24 protein-coding genes are annotated in these 24,086 nt (G+C 66.3%); 14 read left to right on the plus strand and 10 right to left on the minus strand.

Annotation, left to right across the window (positions count from 1 at the left end):
- Positions 1–3 precede the first annotated feature (3 nt).
- Positions 4–1,014, minus strand: coding sequence for an alpha/beta hydrolase (locus OLX23_RS13590; protein WP_264445524.1), 1,011 nt, complete (start codon positions 1,012–1,014; stop codon positions 4–6).
- Positions 1,011–2,102, minus strand: a complete 1,092-nt coding sequence (locus OLX23_RS13595; RefSeq protein WP_264445525.1) for an alpha/beta hydrolase — start codon at positions 2,100–2,102, stop codon at positions 1,011–1,013. Before OLX23_RS13595 ends, OLX23_RS13590 begins: the two co-directional genes overlap by 4 nt.
- A gap of 83 nt (positions 2,103–2,185) precedes the next feature.
- On the opposite strand from OLX23_RS13595, the gene OLX23_RS13600 reads away from it, so the two are divergent.
- A complete protein-coding gene (locus OLX23_RS13600; protein WP_264445526.1) occupies positions 2,186–2,830 on the plus strand; it encodes a hypothetical protein in 645 nt (214 codons plus the stop codon).
- Here OLX23_RS13600 and OLX23_RS13605 read toward each other — a convergent pair.
- Positions 2,822–4,255 (minus strand): glutamate ligase domain-containing protein, encoded by a 1,434-nt coding sequence (locus OLX23_RS13605; protein ID WP_264445527.1) that lies wholly within the window; start codon positions 4,253–4,255, stop codon positions 2,822–2,824. The two genes, OLX23_RS13600 and OLX23_RS13605, sit on opposite strands and share 9 nt — an antisense overlap.
- An 86-nt stretch (positions 4,256–4,341) precedes the next feature.
- Here OLX23_RS13605 and OLX23_RS13610 point away from each other — a divergent pair, with 86 nt between their 5' ends.
- The 4 genes from OLX23_RS13610 (at position 4,342) to dnaN (ending at position 8,231) form a co-directional block, all read left to right on the plus strand.
- Positions 4,342–5,169: an LD-carboxypeptidase gene (locus OLX23_RS13610; protein ID WP_264445528.1), complete on the plus strand. Its 828-nt coding sequence runs from the start codon at positions 4,342–4,344 to the stop codon at positions 5,167–5,169.
- Positions 5,170–5,229: 60 nt separating this feature from the next.
- The gene (fabD, locus tag OLX23_RS13615; protein WP_264445529.1) at positions 5,230–6,165 is read left to right on the plus strand and encodes an ACP S-malonyltransferase; all 936 of its coding nucleotides are present in this window, start codon (positions 5,230–5,232) and stop codon (positions 6,163–6,165) included.
- A gap of 13 nt (positions 6,166–6,178) precedes the next feature.
- A complete protein-coding gene (gene fabG, locus OLX23_RS13620) occupies positions 6,179–6,946 on the plus strand; it encodes a 3-oxoacyl-[acyl-carrier-protein] reductase (protein ID WP_264445530.1) in 768 nt (255 codons plus the stop codon).
- A 166-nt stretch (positions 6,947–7,112) separates the two neighbouring features.
- Positions 7,113–8,231 (plus strand): DNA polymerase III subunit beta, encoded by a 1,119-nt coding sequence (gene dnaN / locus OLX23_RS13625; RefSeq protein WP_264445531.1) that lies wholly within the window; start codon positions 7,113–7,115, stop codon positions 8,229–8,231.
- 238 nt (positions 8,232–8,469) lie between these two features.
- Here the strand turns inward: dnaN and OLX23_RS13630 are convergent, their stop codons facing one another.
- The gene (locus OLX23_RS13630) at positions 8,470–8,766 is read right to left on the minus strand and encodes a hypothetical protein (RefSeq protein ID WP_264445532.1); all 297 of its coding nucleotides are present in this window, start codon (positions 8,764–8,766) and stop codon (positions 8,470–8,472) included.
- A gap of 168 nt (positions 8,767–8,934) precedes the next feature.
- Complete coding sequence (locus OLX23_RS13635; protein WP_264445533.1) at positions 8,935–10,245, minus strand: FAD-dependent oxidoreductase; 1,311 nt, start codon at positions 10,243–10,245, stop codon at positions 8,935–8,937.
- A 194-nt stretch (positions 10,246–10,439) separates the two neighbouring features.
- On the opposite strand from OLX23_RS13635, the gene OLX23_RS13640 reads away from it, so the two are divergent.
- On the plus strand, positions 10,440–12,650 hold the full coding sequence (locus OLX23_RS13640) for a putative bifunctional diguanylate cyclase/phosphodiesterase (RefSeq protein ID WP_264445534.1): 2,211 nt from the start codon (positions 10,440–10,442) through the stop codon (positions 12,648–12,650).
- A gap of 31 nt (positions 12,651–12,681) precedes the next feature.
- On the opposite strand, the gene OLX23_RS13645 is transcribed toward OLX23_RS13640, so the two are convergent.
- From OLX23_RS13645 to OLX23_RS13655, 3 genes are all read right to left on the minus strand, one after another.
- Positions 12,682–12,972 carry a putative quinol monooxygenase gene (locus tag OLX23_RS13645; protein WP_264445535.1) on the minus strand — a complete coding sequence of 97 codons (291 nt, stop codon included), beginning with the start codon at positions 12,970–12,972 and terminating at the stop codon, positions 12,682–12,684.
- 62 nt (positions 12,973–13,034) lie between these two features.
- Positions 13,035–13,586 carry a group III truncated hemoglobin gene (locus OLX23_RS13650; protein WP_264445536.1) on the minus strand — a complete coding sequence of 184 codons (552 nt, stop codon included), beginning with the start codon at positions 13,584–13,586 and terminating at the stop codon, positions 13,035–13,037.
- Complete coding sequence (locus OLX23_RS13655; RefSeq protein ID WP_264445537.1) at positions 13,565–14,341, minus strand: class II aldolase/adducin family protein; 777 nt, start codon at positions 14,339–14,341, stop codon at positions 13,565–13,567. Before OLX23_RS13655 ends, OLX23_RS13650 begins: the two co-directional genes overlap by 22 nt.
- A 134-nt stretch (positions 14,342–14,475) precedes the next feature.
- On the opposite strand from OLX23_RS13655, the gene OLX23_RS13660 reads away from it, so the two are divergent.
- Genes OLX23_RS13660 through OLX23_RS13670 form a run of 3 tightly spaced genes read left to right on the plus strand, consistent with a single transcriptional unit; the run spans position 14,476 to position 16,686 of the window.
- Complete coding sequence (locus OLX23_RS13660; protein ID WP_264445538.1) at positions 14,476–15,654, plus strand: MaoC family dehydratase N-terminal domain-containing protein; 1,179 nt, start codon at positions 14,476–14,478, stop codon at positions 15,652–15,654.
- Between the two features lie 52 nt (positions 15,655–15,706).
- Complete coding sequence (locus OLX23_RS13665; RefSeq protein WP_264445539.1) at positions 15,707–16,213, plus strand: nuclear transport factor 2 family protein; 507 nt, start codon at positions 15,707–15,709, stop codon at positions 16,211–16,213.
- Between the two features lie 11 nt (positions 16,214–16,224).
- Positions 16,225–16,686, plus strand: a complete 462-nt coding sequence (locus tag OLX23_RS13670; RefSeq protein ID WP_264445540.1) for a pyridoxamine 5'-phosphate oxidase family protein — start codon at positions 16,225–16,227, stop codon at positions 16,684–16,686.
- A gap of 131 nt (positions 16,687–16,817) precedes the next feature.
- Here the strand turns inward: OLX23_RS13670 and OLX23_RS13675 are convergent, their stop codons facing one another.
- A complete protein-coding gene (locus OLX23_RS13675; protein WP_264445541.1) occupies positions 16,818–17,600 on the minus strand; it encodes an enoyl-CoA hydratase-related protein in 783 nt (260 codons plus the stop codon).
- A gap of 138 nt (positions 17,601–17,738) precedes the next feature.
- On the opposite strand from OLX23_RS13675, the gene OLX23_RS13680 reads away from it, so the two are divergent.
- From OLX23_RS13680 to OLX23_RS13695, 4 genes are all read left to right on the plus strand, one after another.
- Positions 17,739–18,965, plus strand: coding sequence for an MFS transporter (locus OLX23_RS13680; protein WP_264445542.1), 1,227 nt, complete (start codon positions 17,739–17,741; stop codon positions 18,963–18,965).
- A gap of 83 nt (positions 18,966–19,048) precedes the next feature.
- A complete protein-coding gene (locus OLX23_RS13685) occupies positions 19,049–20,281 on the plus strand; it encodes an MFS transporter (protein WP_264445543.1) in 1,233 nt (410 codons plus the stop codon).
- An 18-nt stretch (positions 20,282–20,299) separates the two neighbouring features.
- A complete protein-coding gene (locus OLX23_RS13690; RefSeq protein WP_264445544.1) occupies positions 20,300–21,178 on the plus strand; it encodes a tyrosine-protein phosphatase in 879 nt (292 codons plus the stop codon).
- A 12-nt stretch (positions 21,179–21,190) separates the two neighbouring features.
- Positions 21,191–21,583: an EthD domain-containing protein gene (locus OLX23_RS13695; RefSeq protein WP_264445545.1), complete on the plus strand. Its 393-nt coding sequence runs from the start codon at positions 21,191–21,193 to the stop codon at positions 21,581–21,583.
- Positions 21,584–21,635: 52 nt separating this feature from the next.
- Here the strand turns inward: OLX23_RS13695 and OLX23_RS13700 are convergent, their stop codons facing one another.
- Positions 21,636–22,949 carry a cytochrome P450 gene (locus tag OLX23_RS13700; RefSeq protein WP_264445546.1) on the minus strand — a complete coding sequence of 438 codons (1,314 nt, stop codon included), beginning with the start codon at positions 22,947–22,949 and terminating at the stop codon, positions 21,636–21,638.
- Between the two features lie 259 nt (positions 22,950–23,208).
- Here OLX23_RS13700 and OLX23_RS13705 point away from each other — a divergent pair, with 259 nt between their 5' ends.
- Positions 23,209–24,075, plus strand: a complete 867-nt coding sequence (locus OLX23_RS13705; RefSeq protein ID WP_264445547.1) for a fumarylacetoacetate hydrolase family protein — start codon at positions 23,209–23,211, stop codon at positions 24,073–24,075.
- Positions 24,076–24,086 lie beyond the last annotated feature (11 nt).

The following is a 24,086-nucleotide window of genomic DNA, read 5'->3' on the forward strand; positions in this document are numbered from 1 at the left end:
CGCTTACCTCAGGTTCTCGCGCAGGAAGTCGATGATCGCCTGATTGGCGTCCTGGGCTTCGGGGAGCTGGAACTGGTAGTGGTAGCAGTGCCCCATCGCCTCGCCGACGATCAGGGTCGAGCGGACGCCGGCCTTAAGCAGCGCCGAATTGGTGACGATCGCCGGGCTCATGTCCATCGCCCGCGTGCCGGTGATGATCAGCGTCGGCGGGAACTGGGCCATGACATCGGGGTGGAGCGCGGGCGAAATGCTCGGGTCTGTCATGTCCCAGCCGGCGAAATAGCCGTTGGTCATGTCGGCCTCTGGCTCGCCGGGCTTGGGCGGCGGGGGAAACGATCCGTCGATGTAGCCGGCGATATAGGCGGAATCGCCAGCGTTGAAGCGCGCCGCGCCCGCGCCGAAGATGCCCAGCGCCGCCGGCTGCGGCAGGCCGTGCGCGGGGAGCCATGCGCCCATCTGGCCGGTCAGCGCGCCGCCGGCCGAGCCGCCATAGATCGCGATCCGCTCGGCAGGATAGGTGTCGAGCAGTGCGGCATAGACCGCGGCAACGTCCTCGGCTCCGGCCGGATGCCGATGCTCGGGCGCCATGCGATAGTTGACCGAGATCACCTTGTAGCCGCCGAGCACCGCGATCGGCGGCGATTCGATGAAGGCGCAGCTCGGCCAGCCCATGGTGAAGGCGCCGCCGTGCAGGTTGATCAGCACGCGATCGGGATCGAACGGCCGGTCCTTCGGCGTGAACACCTTGACCGGCACGCCGGCGATCGTGTCGTCGATCACCTCGACCGGGAAAGCCGCGAGCACGCCTTCGACCTTGGGCGCGAGCATGGCTTCCATCCCGGCGCGCACCGTGGCGATGTCCAGTGCGGGGCCGGGAAGGTTTATCGGCATCTTGGCGCGCATTGCCTGCGCGGCCTGCGCCTCGGGGCTCGAGAAGGCCGAGGCGGGCAGGGCGAAGGCGGGAACCGCGACCGTGCCGTCCTCGGCAAAGGCGGGACGGGCGGCGTCGCTCACTTGAGGTTCTCCTGGAAGAAGCGGACGATCACGTCATAGGCGTCGCGCGCCTCGGGCAGGTTCGACTGGTAGATGTAGCAATGGCCCATGCCTTCGCCGACGATCAGGGTCGACCGCACCTTGGCCTTGAGCAGCTGGCTGTTGGTGTAGATCGCCGGGGTCATGTCCATCGCGCGGCCGCCGGTGATGAGCAGGGTCGGCGGGAACTTGGCGAGCACGTCGGGATGCAGCGCCGGCGAGATCACCGAATCGCGCATGTCCGCGCCGCTGAAATAGCCGCGCGTGATGTCCATCGGCTGGGCCGGCGGTAGCGGCGGGGCGGGGAACGAGCCGTCGGTATGGCCCGTGACGTAGGCGGAATCGCCGGCGCCGAAGCGTACCGCGCCGGCACCGAAGATGCCGATCGCAGCGAACTGCGGCAGGCCGTGTTGCGGCATCCAGGCAGCCGCCTGGGCGGTCAGCGCGCCGCCGGCCGAGCAGCCGTAGAGGCCGATGTGCTGGGGCTTGTAGGTCTTGAGCAGCTCGCGATAGACCTTCTCGACGTCTTCGACCGCGGCGGGATGCTTGGCTTCGGGGCCCATGCGGTAGTTGACCGTGACCACCTTCCAGGCGCCGAGCGACGAGATCGGGATCGATTCGAGCATGGCGCAGGCGTCTGCGCACATCGTGAAGCCGCCGCCGTGGACGTTGATCAGCACGCGCTCGCGATCGAACGGCTTGTCCTTGGGGGTGACCACGCGCGTCGGCACGCCGGCGATCGTCTGGTCGGCCACGTCGACCGGATAGCGTTCGCGCATCGCGCCGACGCCGCGGCCCATCATCGCCTCGACCCCGGCGCGCGCCTTGGCGATGTCGAGTTCGGGGCCGATGGGCGGCGGTGGCATCGCTGCGCGCATCTTCTGCAGCGCCAGCGCCTCGGGGCTGAGGAAAGGCGAGGGCGGGAGCTTGAAGGCAGGGACGTTGACCGTGCCGTCGGCGTCGAACGTGGGCCGCGCTGGCGCCGCCGGCTTGTCCTGCGCCACGGCCATGCTGGCGGCAGCCACGGCAGCGAGCGCCGTCATGCCGAGAATCGAACGCACCTTGCCCATACATACCTCCCATTTTGTGATCTTGCGGAAAGGCTCGCATCGGGTGATTGCAGAGTCAAGTCACATGACTTAAATGGATCGCCATGGCGAAGAGCGAACGCAGCCTGGCGGCGGCCGAGCGGCTGGTCGAGACCGCGGAAAGACTGATCGGCGAGCTTGGGCTCGACCGGGCCTCGGCGCGCGAAATCAGCCGCGCGGCGGGGCAGAAGAACAATTACGCGGTGCAATATCACTTCGGTGACTTCGTCGGGCTGATCCAGGCGATCCGCGCGCGGCGCCTGCCAGATCTCGAACGACATCGTGCCGAACTGCTCGCGGCGGTACGCGCGCAAGGGCGCGAGGGTGACCTGCGGGCGCTGACCGAAGTGCTCTATCTGCCGCTGATCGAACTGCGCGGGGCCGACGGCGAACGCCGGTTCGCACGGTTCGTGCTCGCCATGCTGAGCTCGCCCGACATCGAGCGCTTCGGCGAGGGCCTGGTCGAGGCGATGCCCGTCGGCAGCGAAGTGCTCGAACTGATCCAGGCCGCACGCCCTGACCTGCCGATGGCGCTGATCCACGAACGCCAGCGACTGATCGCGATCCTGGTTCTGACCAGCGTGTTCAACCGGCGCCCGCCCTACGATGCGCCGGCGAACGACGGGGCCGCGATCGAGAACGCGCTCGCCATGGCCGCCGCGGCGCTGGCCGCGCCGGTCGGGCCGAGCCTGGCCGCGGTGCTAGGCTAGCCGCGCGAGCAGGTCCTTGGCGAAGGCGGTCAAGGTGTCGTCGCGCGCGCCCATGACGACGATACGGTCGCCGGACTTGGCGATCGCGACGATGCGATCGGCGCAGGCTTCGCGTTCGGGCACGTATTCCGCCTCAACACCATTGGGCCCGCCGGCCTCACGGATCAGCCGGACGATCCGCTCGCTGCCCTCGCTGCGATCGACCGTGCCGCCGAAATAGACGGGATCGCAGAGGATCGTCAGGTCGTCGGCGCCGAGCTTGCGTGCGAAGACTTCGGCGAGTTCGTGACCCATCTGGCGCAAGGGACCGTAGCCGTGCGGCTGGAAGAAGGCGATCACGCGGCCCGGATGGGCCTTGAGCGTGTCGAGCGTGGCCGAGACCTTGTCGGGATTGTGGCCGAAGTCGTCGATTACTGTCACGCCCGAGGGCGACGTGCCGACGATGTCGAAACGGCGGGCGAGGCCCTCGAACGAAGCCAGTGCGGCGACGGCTTCCCCCACGGGCACGCCCGCGGCATGGCTCGCGGCGATGGCGGCCATCGCATTGGCCAGGTTGTGGCGGCCCGGCACCTTGAGCGTGAGCGGATAGGTGGTGTCGTTGCGTGTATCGACGACCACGGCGCTGATCGCGATCGGCGTTTCCTCGATCGAACCCGACACCACGGTCAGATCCGCCGCCGGGTTGCGCACGGCGAAGGTCAGCGGGGCCTTGCGCGCCCGGATGGCGAGTTCGCTGCCTTCCCAATCGTCGAAGTTGATCACCGCGGTTTCGGCAGTGGCGAGGAAATCGCCGAACAGGTCGCGCAGTTCTTCCAGGCTCTTGTGATCCAGGCTGACGTTGAGCAGCACCGCCACCTTGGGCCGATAGAGCGCGATCGAGCCGTCGCTCTCGTCAACCTCGGACACGAAGACGTTGCCGGCTCCGACCCGCGCGCTGGCGAAAGGCGCGTCGGCGGTGGCAAAATTCTTCATCACCGCGCCGTTCATGATCGTCGGGTTGCGGCCGGTATCGGTCAGGATCCAGCCGGTCATGCCGGTCACGGTCGACTTGCCGCTGGTGCCGCCGATGGCCACGCCGGTCTCGGCCTGGTTGAACAGCGTGGCCAGCAGTTCGGCACGGCTCATCCGCGGGCAGCCGAGTTCCCGGGCGCGCACGACCTCGGGCACGGTGTCTTCGACCGCGGCCGAGGCGACCAGCGTTTGCTCTGCCGAGACGATGCCGTTGCCGTCCTGCGGGACGAGGCCGAAGCCGAGGCTTTCGAGCCAGGCGAACTTCTCCGGCGTACGGCCCTGATCGCGGCTTCGGTCGGAACCCGCGACCTCGGCGCCCTGGCCGCGCAGGATCAGCGCCAGCGGCAACATGCCCGAGCCGCCGATGCCGCAGAAGAACCAGGGGTGCGAGGTGAGCGAAGCGGTGTCAGTCATCGTCGGCCTCGGTAGCCTGTGTGTGGTGCCGATTACAATCGTCGTCCCGGCTTCCGCAGCGATGACGATATGGTTACACCCTGCCTATGCCTCGCGTTGCCGTTTGTGCCCCCTCGACCCCGATGACCCGCGCCGATACGGCGATCGTCACCGCGCTGGCCGAGGCCGAGTTTCCCGAGGTCGAGCTGCATTTCCATCCGCAGTGCTTCGAATCCGAGGGCCATTTCGCCGGCTCCGACGCGGTGCGCCTGGCGGCGCTGCTCGAATGCGCCAACGATCCGGCCTTCGACGCAGTCTGGTTCGCGCGCGGCGGCTATGGCGCCTGCCGGATCGCCGAGGATGCGATCGCCGGGCTCGATCATGCCGCGCAGGACAAGCAGTACCTCGGCTATTCGGATGCGGGCTACCTGCTCGGCGGCCTGTACCGCGCTCGGATCGGCCGACCCGTCCACGCACCGATGCCCAACGACATTCGCCGCGAGGGCGGCGAGGCGGCGGTGCGGCGCAGCCTAGGCTGGCTGATGGCGGGGGAGGAGGGGGGCGAACCCTCGCTCGACCATCACCCGACCGTCGCCTTCAATCTTATGACCCTGGCCATGCTCTGCGGCACGCGGTTGATGCCGGGGCTCGCCAACCACGTCGTCATGCTCGAGGAGGTCAGCGAGCATCTCTATGCGGTGGACCGGCTGTTCTTCCACCTGACCGCGCACCTCGGCGGCGTCGCCGGTCTGCGGCTCGGACGGATCAGCGACGTGCCCGAGAACGACCGGCCTTTCGGCAGCGATGCCGAGGCGATCGCGCGCGACTGGTGCGCGCGTCATTCGATCCCCTTCCTCGGCGCGGCCGACATCGGCCACGACGCTTCTAACAAGATTGTACCGTTCGGACTTGCGGGGCGCGGGCAAGGGCAATAGTCCGCCGCGCCACGAATCGCGATGTTTCGCGGTTTTGTCACACTCTAGGAGAGGCCTGCCATGCGTGCCTTCGTATTTCCCGGTCAGGGCAGCCAGAAAGTCGGCATGGGTGCCGAACTCGCCGAAGCCAGCGCCGCCGCGCGCGAGGTCTTCGAGGAAGTCGACGACGCGCTCGGCCAGAAGCTCTCGGCGATCATGCGCGAAGGGCCCGAGGACCAGCTGACGCTGACCGAGAACGCCCAGCCGGCGATCATGGCTAATGCCATCGCGGTGCTGCGCGTGCTCGAGAAGGAAGGCGGCATCAGCCTTGCGGACAAGGCGGACTTCGTTGCCGGCCATAGCCTGGGCGAGTACACCGCGCTCTGCGCCGCGGGTGCTTTCTGCCTCGCCGACACGGCGCGCCTGCTCAAGCTGCGCGGTCAGGCGATGCAGGCGGCGGTGCCCGTCGGCGTGGGCGCCATGGCGGCGCTGCTCGGCGCTGACATCGACAAGGCGCAGGCGCTGGCCGATGCGGCGGCGGAAGGCGAGGTCTGCACCGTCGCCAACGACAACGATCCCGGCCAGGTCGTGCTCTCGGGCCACAAGGGCGCGATCGAGCGCGCCATCGCTCTGGTCAAGGAACACGGCATTAAGCGCGGTATGGCGCTGCCCGTTTCGGCGCCGTTCCACTGCCCGCTGATGCAGCCCGCGGCCGATGCCATGGCCGCGGCGCTCGACAAGACCCCGCCGGGCATGCTGCGCCTGCCGCTGTTCGCCAACGTCACCGCCGCGATCGTCAGCGATCCCGCCGAGGTCCGCCGTCTGCTCGTCGAGCAGGTCACCGGCCGCGTCCGTTGGCGCGAGAGCGCGATTGCCATGCAAGCGGCTGGCGTCGAGCGTTTCGTCGAACTCGGCGGCAAGGTCCTCGGCCCGATGATCTCGCGCACCGTGCAGGACGTGACGGTGACCAGCGTTGTCACTATGGCGGACATCGAAGCGCTGGCTAAGGACCTCTAAGATGGAAAACCGCATGTTCGACCTCCGCGGCATGACCGCCCTCGTCACCGGCGCCTCGGGCGGTATCGGTTCCGCCATTGCCCGCGCGCTCGCCAACCAAGGCGCGCGTCTCGCCGTCTCGGGCTCGAACGCGACCAAGCTGCGCGCCTTCCGCGACGAGCTCGACGAACATACGCCGCAGCACCTGCAGGAAGTCGATCACGTCGCCATCACCTGCGACCTGTCGAACCCCGAGGACGTCGAGAAGCTGGTTCCGGCCGCGCTCGATTCGCTCGGCAAGATCGACATTCTGGTCAATAATGCCGGCATCACGCGCGACAATCTGGCGATGCGGATGAAGGACGAAGAGTGGGATGCGGTGATCCGCATCAACCTCGAGGCTGCCTTCCGCCTGATGCGCGCGGCGACCAAGCCGATGATGAAGGCGCGCTTCGGTCGCATCATCACGATCACCTCGGTGGTCGGCGCCACGGGCAATCCTGGCCAGATGAACTATGCGGCGGCCAAGGGCGGGCTCACCGCCATGTCGAAGAGCCTGGCGCAGGAAATCGCCAGCCGCGGCGTGACCGTGAACTGCGTCGCCCCGGGCTTCATTCGCACGGCGATGACCGACGTCCTGCCCGACGCGCAGAAGGACGCGCTCAACGGTCGCATCCCGATGGGCCGCATGGGCGAGGGCGAGGAGATCGGCGCGGCCGTGGCCTATCTCGCGAGCCGCGAGGCCGGCTACGTCACCGGTCAGACGCTGCACGTGAATGGCGGCATGGCGATGTTCAGCTGAGGCAAGTGACCGGGCGGTGACTGATTTCGGGGCAATTATCCCCAGAATCGCGCCGTCCGAACGCCTTCGCGCTTGCCGCATACGGCCCCGGCGCTAAGGAATATGGTCCGAATTCATCGTCGGCTGCCGACTCCGGCCGCCGGTCGAAGGGGGACATGAGACCGTCATGAAGGCCACTATCGAACGCGCGACGCTGCTGCGCTGTCTGTCCCACGTGCAGTCGGTGGTCGAACGCCGCAACACGATCCCGATCCTGTCGAACGTGCTGATCGACGCCGAAGCCGGCGGTTCGCTGCGGCTGATGGCGACCGACCTCGATCTTCAGGTGGTCGAGACGATGAGCGCGGTCTCGGTCGAGGCGCCCGGGGCGATCACCGTATCTGCGCACCTGCTGTTCGACATCGCGCGCAAGCTGCCCGACGGCAGCCAGGTCAGCCTCGAGACCGCCGACAACCGCATGACGGTCAAGGCCGGCCGCAGCCGCTTCTCGCTGCCGACCCTGCCGCGCGACGACTTCCCGGTCATCGTCGAGGGCGAGCTGCCGACGAGCTTCGAGCTGCCCGCCGCCAAGCTGGCCGAACTGATCGACCGCACGCGATTCGCGATCTCGACCGAAGAGACGCGCTACTACCTCAACGGCATCTTCATCCACGTCTCGGACGACGAGCTCAAGGCCGCGGCCACCGACGGCCACCGCCTCGCGCGCTTTACCTTGCCCAAGCCCGATGGCGCCGACGGCATGCCCGACGTGATCGTGCCGCGTAAGTGCGTGGCCGAGCTGCGCAAGCTGCTCGAAGAAGCGCTGGATACCAATGTCCAGGTCGATCTCTCGGCTTCGAAGGTGCGCTTCACCCTGGGTGGCGAGAACGGCGTGGTGCTGACCAGCAAGCTGATCGACGGCACCTTCCCGGACTACACGCGTGTGATCCCGACCGGGAACGACAAGCTGCTCCGTCTCGATCCCAAGAGCTTCTACGAAGGCGTCGATCGCGTCGCGACGATCGCCACCGAGAAGACCCGCGCGGTCAAGATGGCGCTCGACAATGATCGCGTGACGCTGTCGGTGACTTCGCCCGACAACGGCACCGCCGCCGAAGAACTGCCGGCTGACTACGGTGCGGCGGGCTTCGAGATCGGCTTCAACGCCGGCTACCTCAAGGACATCCTCGGCCAGATCGAGGGCGATACGGTCGAACTGCACCTCGCCGATGCCGGTGCGCCGACCCTGATCCGTCAGAACGACAAGAGCCCCGCGCTCTACGTCCTGATGCCGATGCGGGTTTGATCAGACCTCCTTTCGCTTTCTGAAGAGAGTTTTTGTCCCCGCGACTCGACCGAGTCGCGGGGACATGTCTTGCGGGCTGCGAAGACGCGTGAGACAAGCCGATGCGCCTCGACGATAGGGCGAGATTGCTTGCTGAACCTCAGACAACGAACTGTTAATCCTGCAGAAATACGGGACGGGCGGAGCCGTTTGACGGGGCGGGCCGACCCACATGTGGCTGCTTCGCCCGATTTTATCTCTAGCTTGAAGGGGCTTCAGAAGGAGAACCCCCAATGCGAAAGATCATGATCGCTTCGATTGCCGCCCTCAGTCTCACGGCGGTTCCCGCATTTGCCCAGGCAGCGGGTTCGGCGGCGACTCCCAGCGATCCGGCCGCGAGCACGGCCGATCCGAGCGCCCAGTCGACCACCGCTGATCCCAGCGCATCGAGCGCGGACGACAGCGCGGGCAAGACCCGCAAGCATCGTCGCAGCAAGGACTCGGCGGCCAGCCCGAATGCGGCGGCACCCGATAGCTCGAGCAGCAGCGACAGCACCGCGGGCGCTCCGCCGGCAGCCTCGCCGCCGTCGAGCGATCCGGCTGCCCCGAGCAGCCCTTCGGCCAGCACGCCGACCCAATAAGTTACCGGTCGCTGATGGGAAGGGCGGACGAAAGTCCGCCCTTTTCGTTTGTCCGCTCGTTAGGCCCCGCTCGTCTGGCGAGGTCAGGATCTGGCGGCGTCGATCATGTCCTGGACGGCCACGAACTTCTCGCGCGGCGCCCCATCGCGCGCGCGCGCGACTTCGGCCTCGTCGATCTTGTGCCAGTCGTCGAAGGTTACCACCGCTAGCGTGCGTTCGCTGGCGATGCGGTCGAAGCCTTCGCCACCGGGTTTGGCTGCGCCGTCGCCGACATCCTCGGCAATCTTCTCAATCACCGCGAAGCCGTCGGGCCGGTTGGTGCCGATCGTCCCCGTGGGGCCGCGGCGGGCCCAGCCTACGCAATAGAGGCCTGGCCGGATGCGGCCTTCCTCGTTGGCGAAGCGGCCGTTCTTCTCGTCGAACGGCACGTCGGGGATCGGCGATGTCTGGTAGCCGATGCAGACCACCACGAGCTCGGCGGGAACGGTATAGATCTCGCCCGTGCCCACGGCCTTGCCGCCCTCGAGCCGCGTGCGCTCGATTTCGACACCGCTAACTTTGCCATCGGCACCGAGCAGGGCTTTGGGCGCAGCGTAGAAATCGAACTCGACGTCGATCGACTTGCCCTCTCGATCCGCCGCCGGGATCTCGGTGAAGCCGCGCAGCAGGGCAACCGACTTGCGCTGGCCGGGATCGAGCGCGGCGTCTTCTTCGACGGGCGGCAGGTCGGCCGGATCGACGTGCGGATTGGCGCGTTCGAGATGGCCGAGTTCGCCGAGCTCCTTGGGGGTCATCGCAATCTGGTGCGGGCCGCGGCGGCCGAGCACGGTAATCTTGCGCACCTGCGAATGATCGAGCTGATCGAGCGCGTGGTTGACGATGTCGCTGCCATGGAATTCGGCGCGGGTCTTGGCGAGGATCCGCACGACGTCGAGCGCGACGTTGCCGTTGCCGATCACGACCGCGTTCTGTCCCGAGACGTCGGGATCGAGTTCGGCGAACTGCGGATGGCCGTTGTACCAGCCGACGAAGGCGGCGCTGCCGTGGACCCCGCGCAGGTCTTCGCCAGGGATCCCGGTCTTCTTATCGTGCGGCGCGCCTGTGGCGAGCACGACCGCGTCGTAGAGTTCCTGCAGTTCGGCGATCGTCACGTCGCGGCCGACCATGACGTTGCCGACGAAGCGCACGTTGTTCGACAGCGAGGTCGCCTCGTAGCGGCGCGAAACGCCTTTGATCGACTGGTGATCGGGCGCCACGCCGAAGCGGATCAGGCCATATGGTACCGGCAGCGAGTCGAAGATGTCGACGCGGACCTCGTCGCCCCACTGCTTCTGTGCTGCTTCCGCGGTGTAATAGCCCGCCGGTCCCGAGCCGATGATCGCAATCTGCCGCACCGAGCCGTCTCCCCAAATTTCGTTTCGTCAGACCCGGTCGTTGCCGGGCTCGGAGCAAGCTTGCAGCACTTGTCGGCACGAGGGAAGGGGCTTGCACTTTGGTCGAACCACGGGACGATTCCGTATCGAGGTTAGCCGTTCCTAAACTATTGGATCCGTAAGACGACACCTCGCGGGAAACGGGGTCATTCGTCTTGGCTGCTTTGGGAAAACTCGGCCTGTCCAGACTGCGCAGCGGCGCAGCAGCCGGTGAGGCTCGTGCGGGCCGAAGCGATCAGCAGGCCCTGCAGATCCTGCGCGACTACGAACAGTCGGGTCTCGGCTGGTTCTGGTCGACTGATGCCGGCGGCCGGATCGACTATATCTCCGATTCCGTCGCTCAGCGTCTCGGCAAGACCAGCGAGGAGTTGATCGGGCAGCCGTTCTCGGGCCTGTTCCACCTCGAGACGACGAAGAACGACCGGGTAGAGCGTTCGCTTCCGGTCCTTCTCGGCAAGCGCAAGACCTTCGTCGATTTCACGGCCCCGGCGGCGGCGGTCGGCGATGATCTGTGGTGGTCGATCTCGGGCCGCCCGCATCATGATGCCCAGGGCAATTTCATCGGCTTCCGCGGCAATGGCGCCGACGTCACCGAGCAGCGCCGCAGCCAGCATGACGCCGAGAAGCTGGCGATGTACGATTCGCTGACCGGGCTGTCGAACCGCCTGCGCATGTCGAACCAGCTCGAGAACACGCTCGCCGCGTTCAAGCAGGCCAAGCGCTCCTGCGCGGTGATGATGCTCGATCTCGACCGCTTCAAGCAGGTCAACGATACGCTCGGCCACCCGGCCGGCGACGAACTGCTCAAGCAGGTGGCGGAACGTCTCGGCCGCGTCGTCGAATACGGTTGCGAGCTCGGCCGTCTCGGCGGCGACGAGTTCGAGGTGATCCTGCCCGATCTCGACGATCGCGGCCGGCTGGGCGAGATCGCCAAGAAGATCATCGACATCGTCTCGCAGCCCTATTCGCTCGAAGGCGCGCGCTGCGTCATCGGCGTATCGGTGGGCATCGCCATCGCGCCCTACGACGGCGTGACCAGCGAGGAGCTGATCCGCAACGTCGATCTGGCGCTCTATGCCGCCAAGGGCGGTGGCCGCGGCCAGTTCCGCTTCTATTCGACCGACCTCCACAACGAGGCCGAGACCCGCCGCCGTATCGAAGAAGACCTGCGCGATGCGCTGGTCGAGAACCAGATCAGCCTGTCCTATCAGCCGCTCGTCGATGCGCAGACCAATGCGGTCGTGGCGATGGAAGCGGTGATGCGCTGGACCCATCCCGAGCTCGGCCCGATCAGCCCCGCGCTGTTCATTCCTGTGGCCGAGGAAAGCAACCAGATCGGGCAACTCGGCGAATGGGCGCTGCGCCGCGCCTGCACCGAAGCAGCGCAGTGGCCGGGCAACGTCAAGGTCTCGGTCAATGTCTCGCCCGCGCAGTTCGCCAATGCCAACCTGCCGGTGCTCGTCACCCAGGCGCTGGCCAATTCGGGGCTCGCGCCCGAGCTGCTCGAGCTCGAGCTGACCGAGTCGATCTTCCTCAACGATCGCGATGCGACCGATGACATGTTCGCCGCGCTCAAGGCGATCGGCGTGCGGCTGGCGCTCGACGATTTCGGCACCGGCTATTCGTCGCTCGGCTATCTGCGCAAGGCGCCGTTCGACAAGATCAAGATCGACCAGAGCTTCATCCGCGGCGTCACCGAGCCCGGCAGTCGCAACGTCGCGATCATCAAGGCGATCGTCAGCCTGGCCGAAGCGCTCGACATGGATACGACCGCCGAAGGCATCGAGGCGCACGACGAGCTCGATCTGATGCGCGACCTCAAGGTCGGCCAGATCCAGGGCTATATCTATTCGAAGCCGATCCCCGGCGACGACGTGCTCGCGGCGATGGGCAGCGGCCAGTGGATCATCCGGCCCGACGGCCCCAGCAACGCCCGCTCGGACCGCAAGACCGTGTTCCGCAAGATCGGCCTGATCCACGAGGATCACCGCTACGACGCGACGATGCGCAACATGTCGAGCACCGGCTGCATGATCGAGGGCCTGCTCGAAGTGCCGGTCGGTACCGACTTCGTCGTCGATTTCGGCGAGGGACAGCTCGCGGTGGCGACCGTGCGGCGTTCGCGCGGGACCATGCAGGGGCTCGAATTCGAGCAGACCCTCGTCGACGACGGTGCGGGCGGGCTCGTCACCCGCAACCGCATCTCGCCTTATATGCTGGCTTCGGCAGGCATGCCGCTCAGCGCCTTGCCCCCCGGGCAATACCCGCTCGGCCCGCAGTCCGCCGCGGGCGGCAACTTCTCGATGCCGCGCTTTGCCAACGTCAACGAGGCCGCGCGCCGAACCCTGGCGCGCGAGCAGGGATAACCAGATCCATCAAGGGTTTGAGCGCGTAGGCTCAGTCCAGGCTAAAGTGCTGCATCGAACCGCCGCCGCCGAACCAGGGGCTGGCGATCTCGATGAACTTGGCAAAGCCGGGGCTCGACTTGGCCGCGGCATGGGCTTCGGCCGAATCCCATTCGACGAGGAAGGCGACGGTGCCCGGGTTCTCGACGCCGGGCAGGACCTTGACCGAGCGGCAACCCGGTGCGGAAAGCAGCGCGTCGCTGCCGCCGCCGTTGCGCATCGCATTGATCAGGCCCGCGGCGTCGTCGTCCTTGGCTTGCAGCGTCGCGATTTCGAGATCCATTTCCATCCTCTCCTGAACAGGTGTTCAGTCGCTTGTGGCAGGCGTCCGGGATCCGCGCAAGGTCAGACGTAGGGCAGGTCGGCGCCCGCCTTCAAGCCGCCCACGCCGCGCTCGCGCGTGGCGATGCCGGTGAGCAGGCTCTCGGCGATCATCCGCGCCCGCGTACCGACCAGCCGCGTCGCCGCCGGATGAGTCTCGAGATCGCGCAGGGTCGTGTAGAACAGTTCGAGCCACTGTGCGAAATGATGCGCTGCGAGGCCGGGCATGGCGAGGTGCTTGGCCATCGGATTGCCCGAGAATTCGCCGCTGTTGTGCAGGACCGAGCGCCAGAAGGTCTTCATCCGGTCGAGATGCAGATCCCAGTCGGCGATCCGTTCGGCGAAGATCGGGCCGAGCAGGGCATCGGCACGAATGCGGCCATAGAAGCCGTCGACCAGCCGCGAGACATAGTCCGCGTCGATGCCGATCGCTTCGGCTTCGGCGCGCTTGCGCGCGCGGGCAGCGGCTGCGTGGGCTTGAACTTCGGCGGGGGTGGGGTTCGGATTGTCGTGATGCGAATGGCGGGCCATGCGCGCGATATAGGCATGCGCCGCTAGATGTCGAAACCCGGACATTCCCTTAGGGCCTTGCGTAGCATCGCCGGCCAGAACTGCGTCTCGGCGAAAGTTTCGACCCATTCGCCGCTCATCATTGCGCCCTGTTTGGTGATCACCGCCTCGCTCGGGAGTTGGAGCGGGCGTCCCATCGACAGGGTGCGCACCTGTGCAGTGCAGGCCCATTCGAGCATGTAGAGCCGGGTGAAGGCCGCGCCGATTGAGCGGCCCAGGGTCAGGGTGCCGTGGTTGCGCAGGATCATCAGGTGCTTGCCGCCGATGTCCGCGGCCAGCCTCTCGCGCTCGTCCTCGGCCGAGGCGATGCCTTCGAACTCGTGATAGGCCACGTCGTGCCAGACGTTGAGCGCGTTCTGGCTCAGCGGCAACAGGCCTTCGGCGAGTGCCGAAACCGCGACGCCGTCGCGCGTGTGCAGGTGCATGACGCTGTTGGCGTCGGGTCGCGCGGTGAGCAGGCCGGCGTGGATGTTGAAGCCCGCCGGATTGGTCGGAAAGTCGCAGGGCTCGACGAGATTGCCGTCGAGATCGAGCCGCATCAGGCTCGACGCGGTGATCTCGTCGAACATCAGCCCGAAGGGATTGAGCAGGAAGGTGCCGTCGGGCAGTCGCATCGACAAGTGGGTGGCGACATGATCGTCCCAGCCGAACAGCGCGACGAGGCGATAGGCGGCGGCAAGCTCGCAACGCATCCGCCAGACGTGATCGCCACTCGGCTTGTCGCCAGCGGCAATGGGTGCGTTCCGGGCTGCGGTGGCCATGTTCCTCTCCTATAAGCTGCGCCGGATTTCAGGGCCGCGCTTATTGCCGATGGGCCTGCATGAACTGCCGCGCAGTTTGGCACGCCGCATGGAAGACGCCAAGCTCGCGAACGATTTGGGAGGAAGGATAGTCCATGGCCGAGGGTAGCGTTACGCTGGATACGAGCGACGTCGACAAGTGGATCGGCAAGCCGATCGTCTTCGCGGAGATGTGGGATCCCTGCAACGCGACCGACATCCGGCGTTGGGTCCAGGCGATGGACTATGCGAACCCGCTGCACTGGGACCAGAACTTCGCGGCGAACAGCAAGTTCGGCGGCATCGTCGCGCCGCAGAGCTTCACCGTCGCGATGGACTATGGCCACGGCTGCCACCCGTCTTGCGTGGGCAAGATCCCCGGTTCGCACCTGATCTTCGCGGGCGAGGAATGGTGGTTCTACGGCAACCCGATCCGCCCCGGCGACAAGCTCACGCAGGAGCGCACCTTCGCCGGCTACAAGGTCACCGACACCGCCTTCGCCGGTCCGACGATGTTCGCCGACGGTGACACGGTCCACCGCAACCAGCACGGCGCGCTCGTCGCCAAGGAACGCGCGACCTCGATCCGCTACCTCGTGGAAGAGGCGGCCAAGCGGAAGGTCTACGACAAGGGCAACGTCCCGCCCAAGCTCTGGACGAAGAGCGAGCTCGAGGAAGTCGAGCGCGTGCGCCTGGCCTGGATCCTGTCGAACCGCGACGGCGTCTCGCCGCGCTATGCCGACGTCAAGGTCGGCGACAAGCTGCCGCGCCGCGTGATCGGTCCGCACAGCCGCGTGACCTTCGCGCTCGAATGCCGTGCGCATCGCCAGAATATCTGGGGCACCTGGCGCTGGAACGTGCCCGAGGGCGCGGTCGACCCGGCCAAGGAAGACGCCGGCTTCGCCGCGAACATGACTTACGATCACGAGGCGCGGAAGATCGATCCGCGCGAGGGTGACGGGCTTCACGCCGGCCCCTCGTCCGGTCATATCAACGCCGACAAGGGCGAGCAGGTCGGCATGGGCGGGGTCTATGGCTACGGTTCGTCGATGAACGCCTGGCACCTCGACACGATCGCCTACTGGGCCGGCCACGACGGCTATATCTGGCACTCGGTCACCCAGTTCCGCAGCCCCGCCTTCGAGGGCGACGTGACCTATGTCGACGGCGAGGTCATCGAGAAGATCGACCGCTCGCCTTATGGCGGCCCGATGGTCAAGGTGCAGACCAAGATGACCACGCAGACCGGCGACACGATCCTCAAGGGGACGGCCGAAGTCAGCCTGCCGGTGTGATAGACCCCGCCGTCCCCCGCGCGAGCGGGGACGGCGATACGGGAGAAAAGCGATGGCCGATCGCGAGGACATCGTCGAACAGATCAACCTCTATGGCCTGGCCATGGATACCCAGCGCTGGGACCTGTTCGACCGTATCTTCACCGAGGACTGCGACGCCGACTACGGCGCGACCTCGCACTGGACCGACCGCGCGCAGTTCAAGGCAGATTTCGGCTCGTTCCACGAACTGTTCGACGCGACCCAGCACATGATGATCAACCACCTGGTCCAGGTCGACGGCGATCGCGCGTCGTCGCACACCTACGGGTCCTGGCGGCTGATCCGTCATGCCGCGGGTGATCCGCCGGTCTGGGACGGCACCGGCTACTACGACGACCAATGGGTGCGGACTGCCGAGGGCTGGCGCATCGCCAAGCGCGTATGCCGCGTCGTCTACTGGACGGGCAATCCGCGCGTGCAGACGCCGATGGAGGAGATCGAGTTCCAGCTTGACCTCGTCTCGCTGCGCGACGAGGGGCGCGAGGGACGCCTGAACTTCCTGAAGGCGATTAGCTAGGGCGGATTCCCATGGCCAAGATGCGCGACGCGATCCGGATGAACGAGGCCGGGATCGCGGCCTTGGTCGACGAGTGCAAGAGCCTGCAGGTCGCAACGCTCGACCAGGATGGCGCGCCGCATCTGACCACCGTCTGGTTCGCGCGCGAAGGGGAGGCCTGGCTGTTCGAGACCTATGGCAAGTCGCAGAAGGTGGTGAACCTGCGCCGTAATCCGCGCGTGGCGCTGCTGATCGAACAGGGCACCGAATACAGCGAGTTGCGCGGCGTATCGATCAAGGGGCGTGCGACGATCATCGACGACGGCGCAGAGCTGCTGCGGCTGATGAAGCTGCTCGTCGCGCGCAACCACAAGGGGCTCGACGACAGCGAGGTCGCGGTGATCGCGGAGTCGATGGCCGAGAAGCGCGTGGTCGTCTCGGTCGTGCCCGATACGGTAATGAGCTGGGATCACCGCAAGCTGGGGCTCGGTTGATCCTCCCCTGAAAGGGGAGGGGGACCGCGCGCGAAGCGCGTGGTGGAGGGGTGTCCTGCTATCGAGAGGGCGACACCCCTCCGTCATTCACTGCGTGAATGCCACCTCCCCTTGCAGGGGAGGATCTGAAGCTAGCGTCCCGTCCATTCGGGCTTGCGCTTCTCGGCGAAGGCCCTGGGGCCTTCGACCGCATCGTCCGAAGCGCGCCAGCGGCGGAACGACGGGTGCTCGGTCTGTCCTTCCAGGGCATCGGCCAGGGTGGGCTGGTCGAGACTCCATAGGGCCAGTTCCTTGCTCAGCCGTACCGCCAGCGGCGCGTTGGCGACGATCGCCGCGCAGATCTCGGCGACCTTGGCATCGACGTCCGCGGCCGCAACCAGTTCGCTGACGAAGCCCATGGCCTTGCCCTCGGCCGCGCCGATGTTGCGGCCCGTCAGCAACGGTCCCATCGCCTGCTTGATCCCGACCTGCCGGACCAGCCGGTGGACGCCGCCGCCGATCGCGATCAGGCCGACCTTGGGTTCGGGCAGGCCGAAGATCGCCTTGTCCGAAGCCACGATCATGTCGCAGGCCAGCGCCAGTTCGAAGCCGCCGCCGAGGCAGATGCCGTTCACCGCGGCGATCACCGGCTTGGTCAGGTTGTAGCGCTGGGCTAGGCCGGCATAGCCGGTCTTGGGATAGGGCGCGCCGCCCTCGGCCTGGAACGCGGCGAGATCGCTGCCCGCGCAGAACGCTCGCTCGCCCGCGCCCTTGACGACGCAGACGTGGAGCGCCTCGTCGGCGGCGAAGCGGTCGAACGCGACTTCGAGCAGACCGTGCATCTCGGGCAGCAGCGCGTTGAGCTTGTCGGGGCGGTTGAGCGTGATCGTGAACACGCCGGCATCGGCTTGGGTGAGGATCAGGTCGCTGGCCACGTCTTCGGTCTCCCAGGCTGTTCCCGCGCTATCGGGCAAACGCGCGCTCTCGACAACGCCGCGTTCTTGCCTGACACAGTGCGACGACAAGGCCCCGAATGCGGCTGAACGACAAAGAAAACACCGGGGGAGAGCCGCGTGAGCTATCTGGGGGAACTGCGCGACAACGCGAAACCGCTGCTTGCGGCCAGTCTCGGCTGCGGCACCAGCCTGTCGCTGTTCGCCTATACGAGCAGCGTCTTCGCGCCGCACCTCGTCAAGGAGTTCGGCTGGAGCCGCGCGCAGTTCGCGCTGATCGGGCTGACCATGCTGACCACGGTCTTCATCCTTCCCTTCGTCGGCCGCTTCACCGACAGGCTCGGCGTGCGTCGCGTCGCCATGTTGGGCACGGTGCTCGTGCCGCTGTGCTTCGTCGGCTATGCGCTGCAATGGGGCAATTTCTACTACTTCATGGCCTGTTCGGTCGTGGTCATGGCCGTTGGCAGCACGACCGGGCCGCTCGTCTATTCGCGCCTGATCGCCGAGAACTTCGTCCAGGCGCAGGGCCTGGCGCTGACGATCCTCAACTGCGTTCCCGCGGCGCTGGCGATGGTCGTCGTGCCCGCGCTCAACTGGGGCATCATCGAATTCGGCTGGCGCGCCTGCTATCTGGCGATGGGCATGGTCTCGCTGGTCGGCGGGGTGAGCGCGCTGATGCTGATCCGGCCCTCGCGCAAGCTCGACGCCGTGCCGGTGGTGCCCCTGGCACCGAAGCCGGACGCGACGCCGGGTTCTGCGCGCGAGGACTACGGCGTGATCCTGCGCAGCCGGACCTTCTGGATCATCGTCGTCGCCATGTTCCTGTGCATGCTGCACACGCCGCTCCACGCCTCGCAGATGAACATCATGCTGCTCGACAACGGCATCACCACGCAGGAGGCGGCGACCATGGTGTCGATCTACGCCTTCGGCACCCTGCTGGGCCGGATCGTCTGCGGGCTGGCGCTCGATCGCTATTCGACGCCGATTGTCACGGCTCTGTCGATGGGCATTCCCGCGATCGGCCTGTTCCTGCTCGGCACCGACTGGAACACCCTGCCGGTGATCGGCTTCTCGATGTTCCTCGTCGGCCTGTCGGTGGGTGCCGAGGTCGACATCATGGCCTTCCTCGTGTCGCGCTATTTCAACATCCGCATCTACAATTCGACCTTGGGCCTCGTGCACTGCGTGACCTTCCTGACCGCGGGCCTTGGGGCGGGGGCGATCAGCCTGACCCTGAAGCTGACCGACAGCTTCTCGCCGTTCCTCTACTTCGTCTCGGCAACGATCACGGTCGGCGGCTTCCTCTTCCTGCTGCTGCCGCGCGGGCGAGAGAAGGTCGGCTGAGCACCCTCGACAAGCACCAATTCCGCCGACAAGATGTTCGCAACGAGCCCCAGCATGCGGCCGAACGACAATGGGAGAGCCGCTTGAGCTATCTGGGCGAACTGCGCCGGAACGTCCGGCCGCTGGTGGCGGCGAGCCTGGGCGTGGGAACCAGCCTGCCCTTGTTCGCCTATACCAATTCGATCTTCGCGCCGCACCTGATCAAGGCCTTCGGCTGGAGCCGGGCCGAGTTCGCGCTGATCGGGCTGACCATGCTGATCATGCTGCCGTTCCTGCCGATCATCGGCCGCTGGACCGACCGCTTCGGCGTGCGCCGCGTGGCGCTGATCGGCTCGCTGCTGATCATGCCGGGCTTCATTGGCTACAGCCTGATGGGCGGCAATCTCTATGTCTACTTCGCGCTGTTCACCTTCGTGCTGATCATCGGTTCGATGACCGGCACCCTGGTCTACACACGCGTCGTCGCGGAGAGTTTTACGCAGGCGCGCGGCTTGGCTCTGACGATCGTCAACTGTGCGCCCGCCGCCTTCGCGGCGCCGCTGCTGCCGCTGCTCAACATGCTGATCGAGGACATCGGCTGGCGGATGTCTTACGTCCTGCTCGGCGCACTGTGCTGCATCTGTGGGCTGATTGCTGTGGCGCTGGTGCCCAAGACCTCGGGGCAAATCGTCGATCCCAATGCCTCGTCCGAAACGGTCGCATCACCGGTCGAAGCGACCACGCGCGACGACTATCGCATCATCCTCGCGGCGCCGCTGTTCTGGTTGATCCTGATCGCGACCTTCCTCTGCCTGCTGCAGACGCAACTGCATTCCTCGCAAATGAATCTCATGCTGATCGACCAGGGGCTCACGACGCAGACCGCGGCGAACGTCGCCTCGATCTACGTGCTGGGCACGCTCATCGGTCGCGTCGCCTGCGGTCTGGCGCTCGACCGCTTTTCGACGCCGCTGGTGACGTTCTTCTCGATGATCATCCCGGCTGTCGGTTTCGCCATACTCGGCACCTCGTTCGATGCCTTCACGGTCATAGCCGTCGCCATGTTCCTGGTCGGGCTCTCGGTCGGTGCCGAGACCGACATCATGCCCTTCATCGTCGCGCGCTATTTCAAGATGCGAATCTACAACACGACGCTCGGCCTGCACATGATCGCCGCGTTCCTCGCCTCGGCCGCCGGCGCGCTCGGCGTCAGCTATACGCTGGCGCGATATGACAGCTTCGAACCGTTCCTCTTCGTCATCGCCGGGTCTATCGTCGTCGGCAGCACCTTGTTCCTGTTGATGCCGAAGGCTCGCGACTATCCCAAAATCGGTTGAATCCCAAAGGACCTACCCATGCTGCGTACTGCTCTCGCTCTCTCGCTCCTCGCGCTGACCGCTCCGGCCTTTGCCGAGACCGCGGCCCCCGTCGCTGCGCATGCGCACGATCATGCCCAGGCGTCGGCGGCCACCACTTACGACAGCCGCTTCGTCTTCCTCGAGGGGACGCGCAATTTCCGCGATCTCGGCGGAATGCACACCGCCGACGGCAAGACCGTGAAGAGCGGCCTGTTCTTCCGCTCGGGACCGCTGGGCAGCCTCAGCGACAAGGGCAAGGCGGATTTCGCCAAGCTCCATGTCGCGCGCATCGTCGACCTGCGCACGACGATGGAGCGCAAGAGCGACACCTATAGCCAGCAGGCCGCATTCGGCGACGTCTACTGGACCCGCGACTATGCCATGTCGATGGGCGACATGGGCTCGCTGTTCTCGGATCCCAGCAAGCTAACCGGCGAGAACATGCGGACCATGATGACCATGGCCTATCGCAAGATGCCTAAGGAGCAGGTGCCCGCCTATCGTGAACTCTTCGCCAGCCTCGTCGCCGGTACGGGGCCGGTGGTGGTCAACTGCACCGCGGGCAAGGATCGCACGGGCATTGCCACGGCGCTGGTGCTGACCGCGCTGGGCGTACCTTACGAGACGGTGAAGCAGGACTTCCTGCTGAGCAACGGCGCGCCCGGCATGAACACGCTGAGCGCCTCGATCTCGCCAATGCTGTCGCGGCTGCCCGCCGACGTCACCGCGCCGCTGATCGGTGTCGACGGTGCCTATCTTGACGCCGCCTTCGACCAGCTGCGCAAGGACTATGGTTCGATCGAGGGCTTCCTCGATCGCGAACTCCAGGTCGGTCCCGAGCAGATTGGCCGTCTGCGCGCGCGCATGCTGCGCTGAGGGGGCGGGGCGATGGCCGACAAGACCTACTGGAAGATCCTGCTGCTGATGAAGCGCAAGCCGGGCATCAGCATGGCAGAATTCCGCGACTACTACGAGAACAACCACGTCCCGCTCTGCGCGCCTTACATGTCGGGCATCGCGCGCTACGTCCGCCGCTATCTCGAGCCGCAGCCGCACGCCGAAAGCGGCACCAACGATGAACTGCCCTACGACGTGGTGACCGAGATGTGGTTCGACAACGAGGCCGGCTTCCGGGGTACGCTCGACTACATCACCACGACGGTGATGCCCGATCAGGTCGTGGAGGACGAGCTCAAGTTCTTCCACCGGCCGACCATGCGCATCGCCACGGTGGTCGAATGCGAATCGACGATGTCGCCCGAAGGCACGCCGATTGTCTGACCGAGCCCGCCCCGATCAGACGATCGGGGCGAGTTTCCGCCACACTGGCCGATCAGCCGATCGGGTCGAACTTCAGGTGCAGGCTCTTGAGCGCGCGCAGGATGTAGGTCGGCTCGTAGTCGAAGCGGCGGTTGCCCTCGGGGCCGTGGAATTCCTCGTCGAGCCGGATGTTGCCCATCCGCGCGAGCAGCCGCTCGATCGACACGGTCACTTCCTTGCGCGCGAGCGGTGCGCCGATGCAGGTGTGCGCGCCGCGGCCGAAGGCGAGGTGCTCCTTGGCCTTGGGGCGGTTCATGTCGAAGGCGTGCGGGTTATCGAAGCGCTTGGGATCGCGGTTCGCCGCCATGTGCGAGAGCAGCAGGGTCGTGCCCGCCTTGATCTCGACCCCGCCGACCGTCGTGGTCTTAACGCAGAGCCGGCCGCCGCTCTTTACCGAGCCCTCGAAACGCAACAGCTCTTCGAGGAAGGCGCCGATGCGCTTGGAATCGGCGCGCAGCTCTTCCTGGATGTCGGGGCGCTCGGCGAGGATGCGGAAGCCGTTCGAGAGCAGGCGGTTGGTCGTGTCCTGGCCCGCGCCGAACAGGAAGGCGCCGAGGCTGGTGACGTCGACCAGCGAGGGCAGCGAGCCGTCGGGGAACTTGGCCAGCGCGACTTCGGTCAGGATCTCGCCGCTGTCGTCGCTGCCCAGCAGCTGGCGCAGCTGCTTGATGCCCGGCTTGTTGAGCAGGCGGCGCTTGGTCATGTAGCCGAAGATGTGCTTGCCGATCTTGGCGAAGCCGCTGTTGGCCATGTCGACCTCGCCGCCGACTTCGGCGGGGATCGCGTTCTCCAGGTACTTGCGGAACAGTGGCCGATCCTTGTGCGGCACGCCGAGCAGGTCGGCGATGACCAGGGTCGCATAGGGACCGCCGTACTGCGCGACGAGATCGACCTTACCGTCGCCTGCAAATTCGGCGATCATCGTGTCGGCGGTTGAGCGCAGGCTCGGTTCGAGCGCCTTGAGCCGGCTCGGCGTGAACAGCATGGCCAGGATCGAGCGCAGGTCGGCATGGCGCTTGCCGTCCTCGGTGACGACCTGGTCCGAATAGGCGATCTTGCTGCGCGCGGCGCGGACCTCGGCGGTGATGTCGTCGCCCTGGGGCTTGAACGGCAAGTCGGGAATCGGCCCGTTGACCGCGTTGACGCTCGAGAAGTGCTCGGCGTCGAGCATGACCTGGATCGTCTCCTCGTAGCCGGTTACCGCGACGACATTGCGATAGGGCAGGCGTTGAACGGGATTTTGCTCGCGCAGGAAGTCGAAATAGGAGTGCGGATCCTCGACCAGCGAAGTGTCGGTGTAGAAATCGACGTCGGTGTAGTCGCGCATGGTATCTCCCCTCGGTCCGTTGCCGGACGCCTGTCTGGACGATGTCTGCGCCAAAGCCGAGAGCCTGTCAAATTTTGTGATACTGAGTGGATCATAAAATTCTAACTGACAGCCAGAGGGCAAGGCTATGGCTAAAGCCCGCAGCCCATCCACGCCTACCTGCCGAGCGTCCGATAATCGACACCGCCGCTGGCGTCGTGGGCGAGGGCGCTGTTATGCCTCGCGGCAATCGGGACAGGATAGCCAAGGACATAATCACATGAAGATCTGCCGCTTCACCTTGAAGGCCGACGGAGCCGCCACGCCGCGCCTGGGCATCGTCGAGGACGACGGTATCCATGACGTGACCAAGGTCACCGAAATGCTGCCACCGCTGCGCTGGCCCGTGCCTCTGGGCGATCAGGTGATCGCCAATCTCGCCGACCTGCGCCCGCGCATGGAAGAACTGTCCAAGAGCGAGCCGGCGATCGCGCTCGACGCGGTGAACCTGCTCTCGCCCGTCGCCAACCCGCCCAAATTCGTCTGCGGCGCGGGCAACTGGAAGCATATGGGCGCGCCTTTCGGCATGATCGGCTTCATGGGCAAGGTCGCGACCGCGCTGGCCGGCCCGAGCGAGGGCCTGCAGATTCGCTGGCCCGATCGCACCACGGTGCACGAGCCCGAGCTGGCCTTCGTCATCGGCAAGACGATCGACCGCCCCGTCAGCGTCGACGAGGCGCTGGACTATGTCGCCGGCTATGCCTGCGCCTTCGATTCGACGCTCAAGCCCGAGCGCGAGGACTGGGCTTTCTGCAAGTCGTTCGACACCTATGGCATCATCGGTCCCTGGCTGGTCACCGCCGACGAGATCCCGAACCCGTCCGAGCTTGGCTACAAGTTCTGGATCGACGACGACCTGCGCGGCGAGCGCAGCTTCGCTGATCTGACCGGCAGCCCGGCCGAGATGATCGCCTTCGCCTCGACCCAGATGACGCTTTACCCAGGCGACATCTTCATGTCGGGCGCGGCCGACGTCGGCCCGGTCCTGCCGGGCGAGACGATGACGATCGAGATCCCGCGCGTCGGCAGGATGTCGGTCAAGGCCTCGATCTCGGAGCATGCGCGCAGCAAGCCCTGGGGCGCCTGATCCGCTTCGCG

Origin of the sequence: Novosphingobium sp. JCM 18896 (genome assembly GCF_025938095.1) — a bacterium.
In the GTDB taxonomy this organism is placed as follows: Bacteria; Pseudomonadota; Alphaproteobacteria; order Sphingomonadales; family Sphingomonadaceae; genus Novosphingobium.

Excerpts from the sequence above, each read along its gene's own strand:
- OLX23_RS13595 (WP_264445525.1), bottom strand. The coding sequence starts at position 2,102 with ATGGGCAAGGTGCGTTCGATTCTCGGCATGACGGCGCTCGCTGCCGTG.
- OLX23_RS13600 (WP_264445526.1), top strand. The coding sequence starts at position 2,186 with ATGGCGAAGAGCGAACGCAGCCTGGCGGCGGCCGAGCGGCTGGTCGAG.
- OLX23_RS13605 (WP_264445527.1), bottom strand. The coding sequence starts at position 4,255 with ATGACTGACACCGCTTCGCTCACCTCGCACCCCTGGTTCTTCTGCGGC.
- OLX23_RS13610 (WP_264445528.1), top strand. The coding sequence starts at position 4,342 with ATGCCTCGCGTTGCCGTTTGTGCCCCCTCGACCCCGATGACCCGCGCC.
- fabD (WP_264445529.1), top strand. The coding sequence starts at position 5,230 with ATGCGTGCCTTCGTATTTCCCGGTCAGGGCAGCCAGAAAGTCGGCATG.
- fabG (WP_264445530.1), top strand. The coding sequence starts at position 6,179 with ATGTTCGACCTCCGCGGCATGACCGCCCTCGTCACCGGCGCCTCGGGC.
- dnaN (WP_264445531.1), top strand. The coding sequence starts at position 7,113 with ATGAAGGCCACTATCGAACGCGCGACGCTGCTGCGCTGTCTGTCCCAC.
- OLX23_RS13645 (WP_264445535.1), bottom strand. The coding sequence starts at position 12,972 with ATGGATCTCGAAATCGCGACGCTGCAAGCCAAGGACGACGACGCCGCG.
- OLX23_RS13650 (WP_264445536.1), bottom strand. The coding sequence starts at position 13,586 with ATGTCCGGGTTTCGACATCTAGCGGCGCATGCCTATATCGCGCGCATG.
- OLX23_RS13655 (WP_264445537.1), bottom strand. The coding sequence starts at position 14,341 with ATGGCCACCGCAGCCCGGAACGCACCCATTGCCGCTGGCGACAAGCCG.
- OLX23_RS13660 (WP_264445538.1), top strand. The coding sequence starts at position 14,476 with ATGGCCGAGGGTAGCGTTACGCTGGATACGAGCGACGTCGACAAGTGG.
- OLX23_RS13665 (WP_264445539.1), top strand. The coding sequence starts at position 15,707 with ATGGCCGATCGCGAGGACATCGTCGAACAGATCAACCTCTATGGCCTG.
- OLX23_RS13670 (WP_264445540.1), top strand. The coding sequence starts at position 16,225 with ATGGCCAAGATGCGCGACGCGATCCGGATGAACGAGGCCGGGATCGCG.
- OLX23_RS13690 (WP_264445544.1), top strand. The coding sequence starts at position 20,300 with ATGCTGCGTACTGCTCTCGCTCTCTCGCTCCTCGCGCTGACCGCTCCG.
- OLX23_RS13695 (WP_264445545.1), top strand. The coding sequence starts at position 21,191 with ATGGCCGACAAGACCTACTGGAAGATCCTGCTGCTGATGAAGCGCAAG.
- OLX23_RS13700 (WP_264445546.1), bottom strand. The coding sequence starts at position 22,949 with ATGCGCGACTACACCGACGTCGATTTCTACACCGACACTTCGCTGGTC.
- OLX23_RS13705 (WP_264445547.1), top strand. The coding sequence starts at position 23,209 with ATGAAGATCTGCCGCTTCACCTTGAAGGCCGACGGAGCCGCCACGCCG.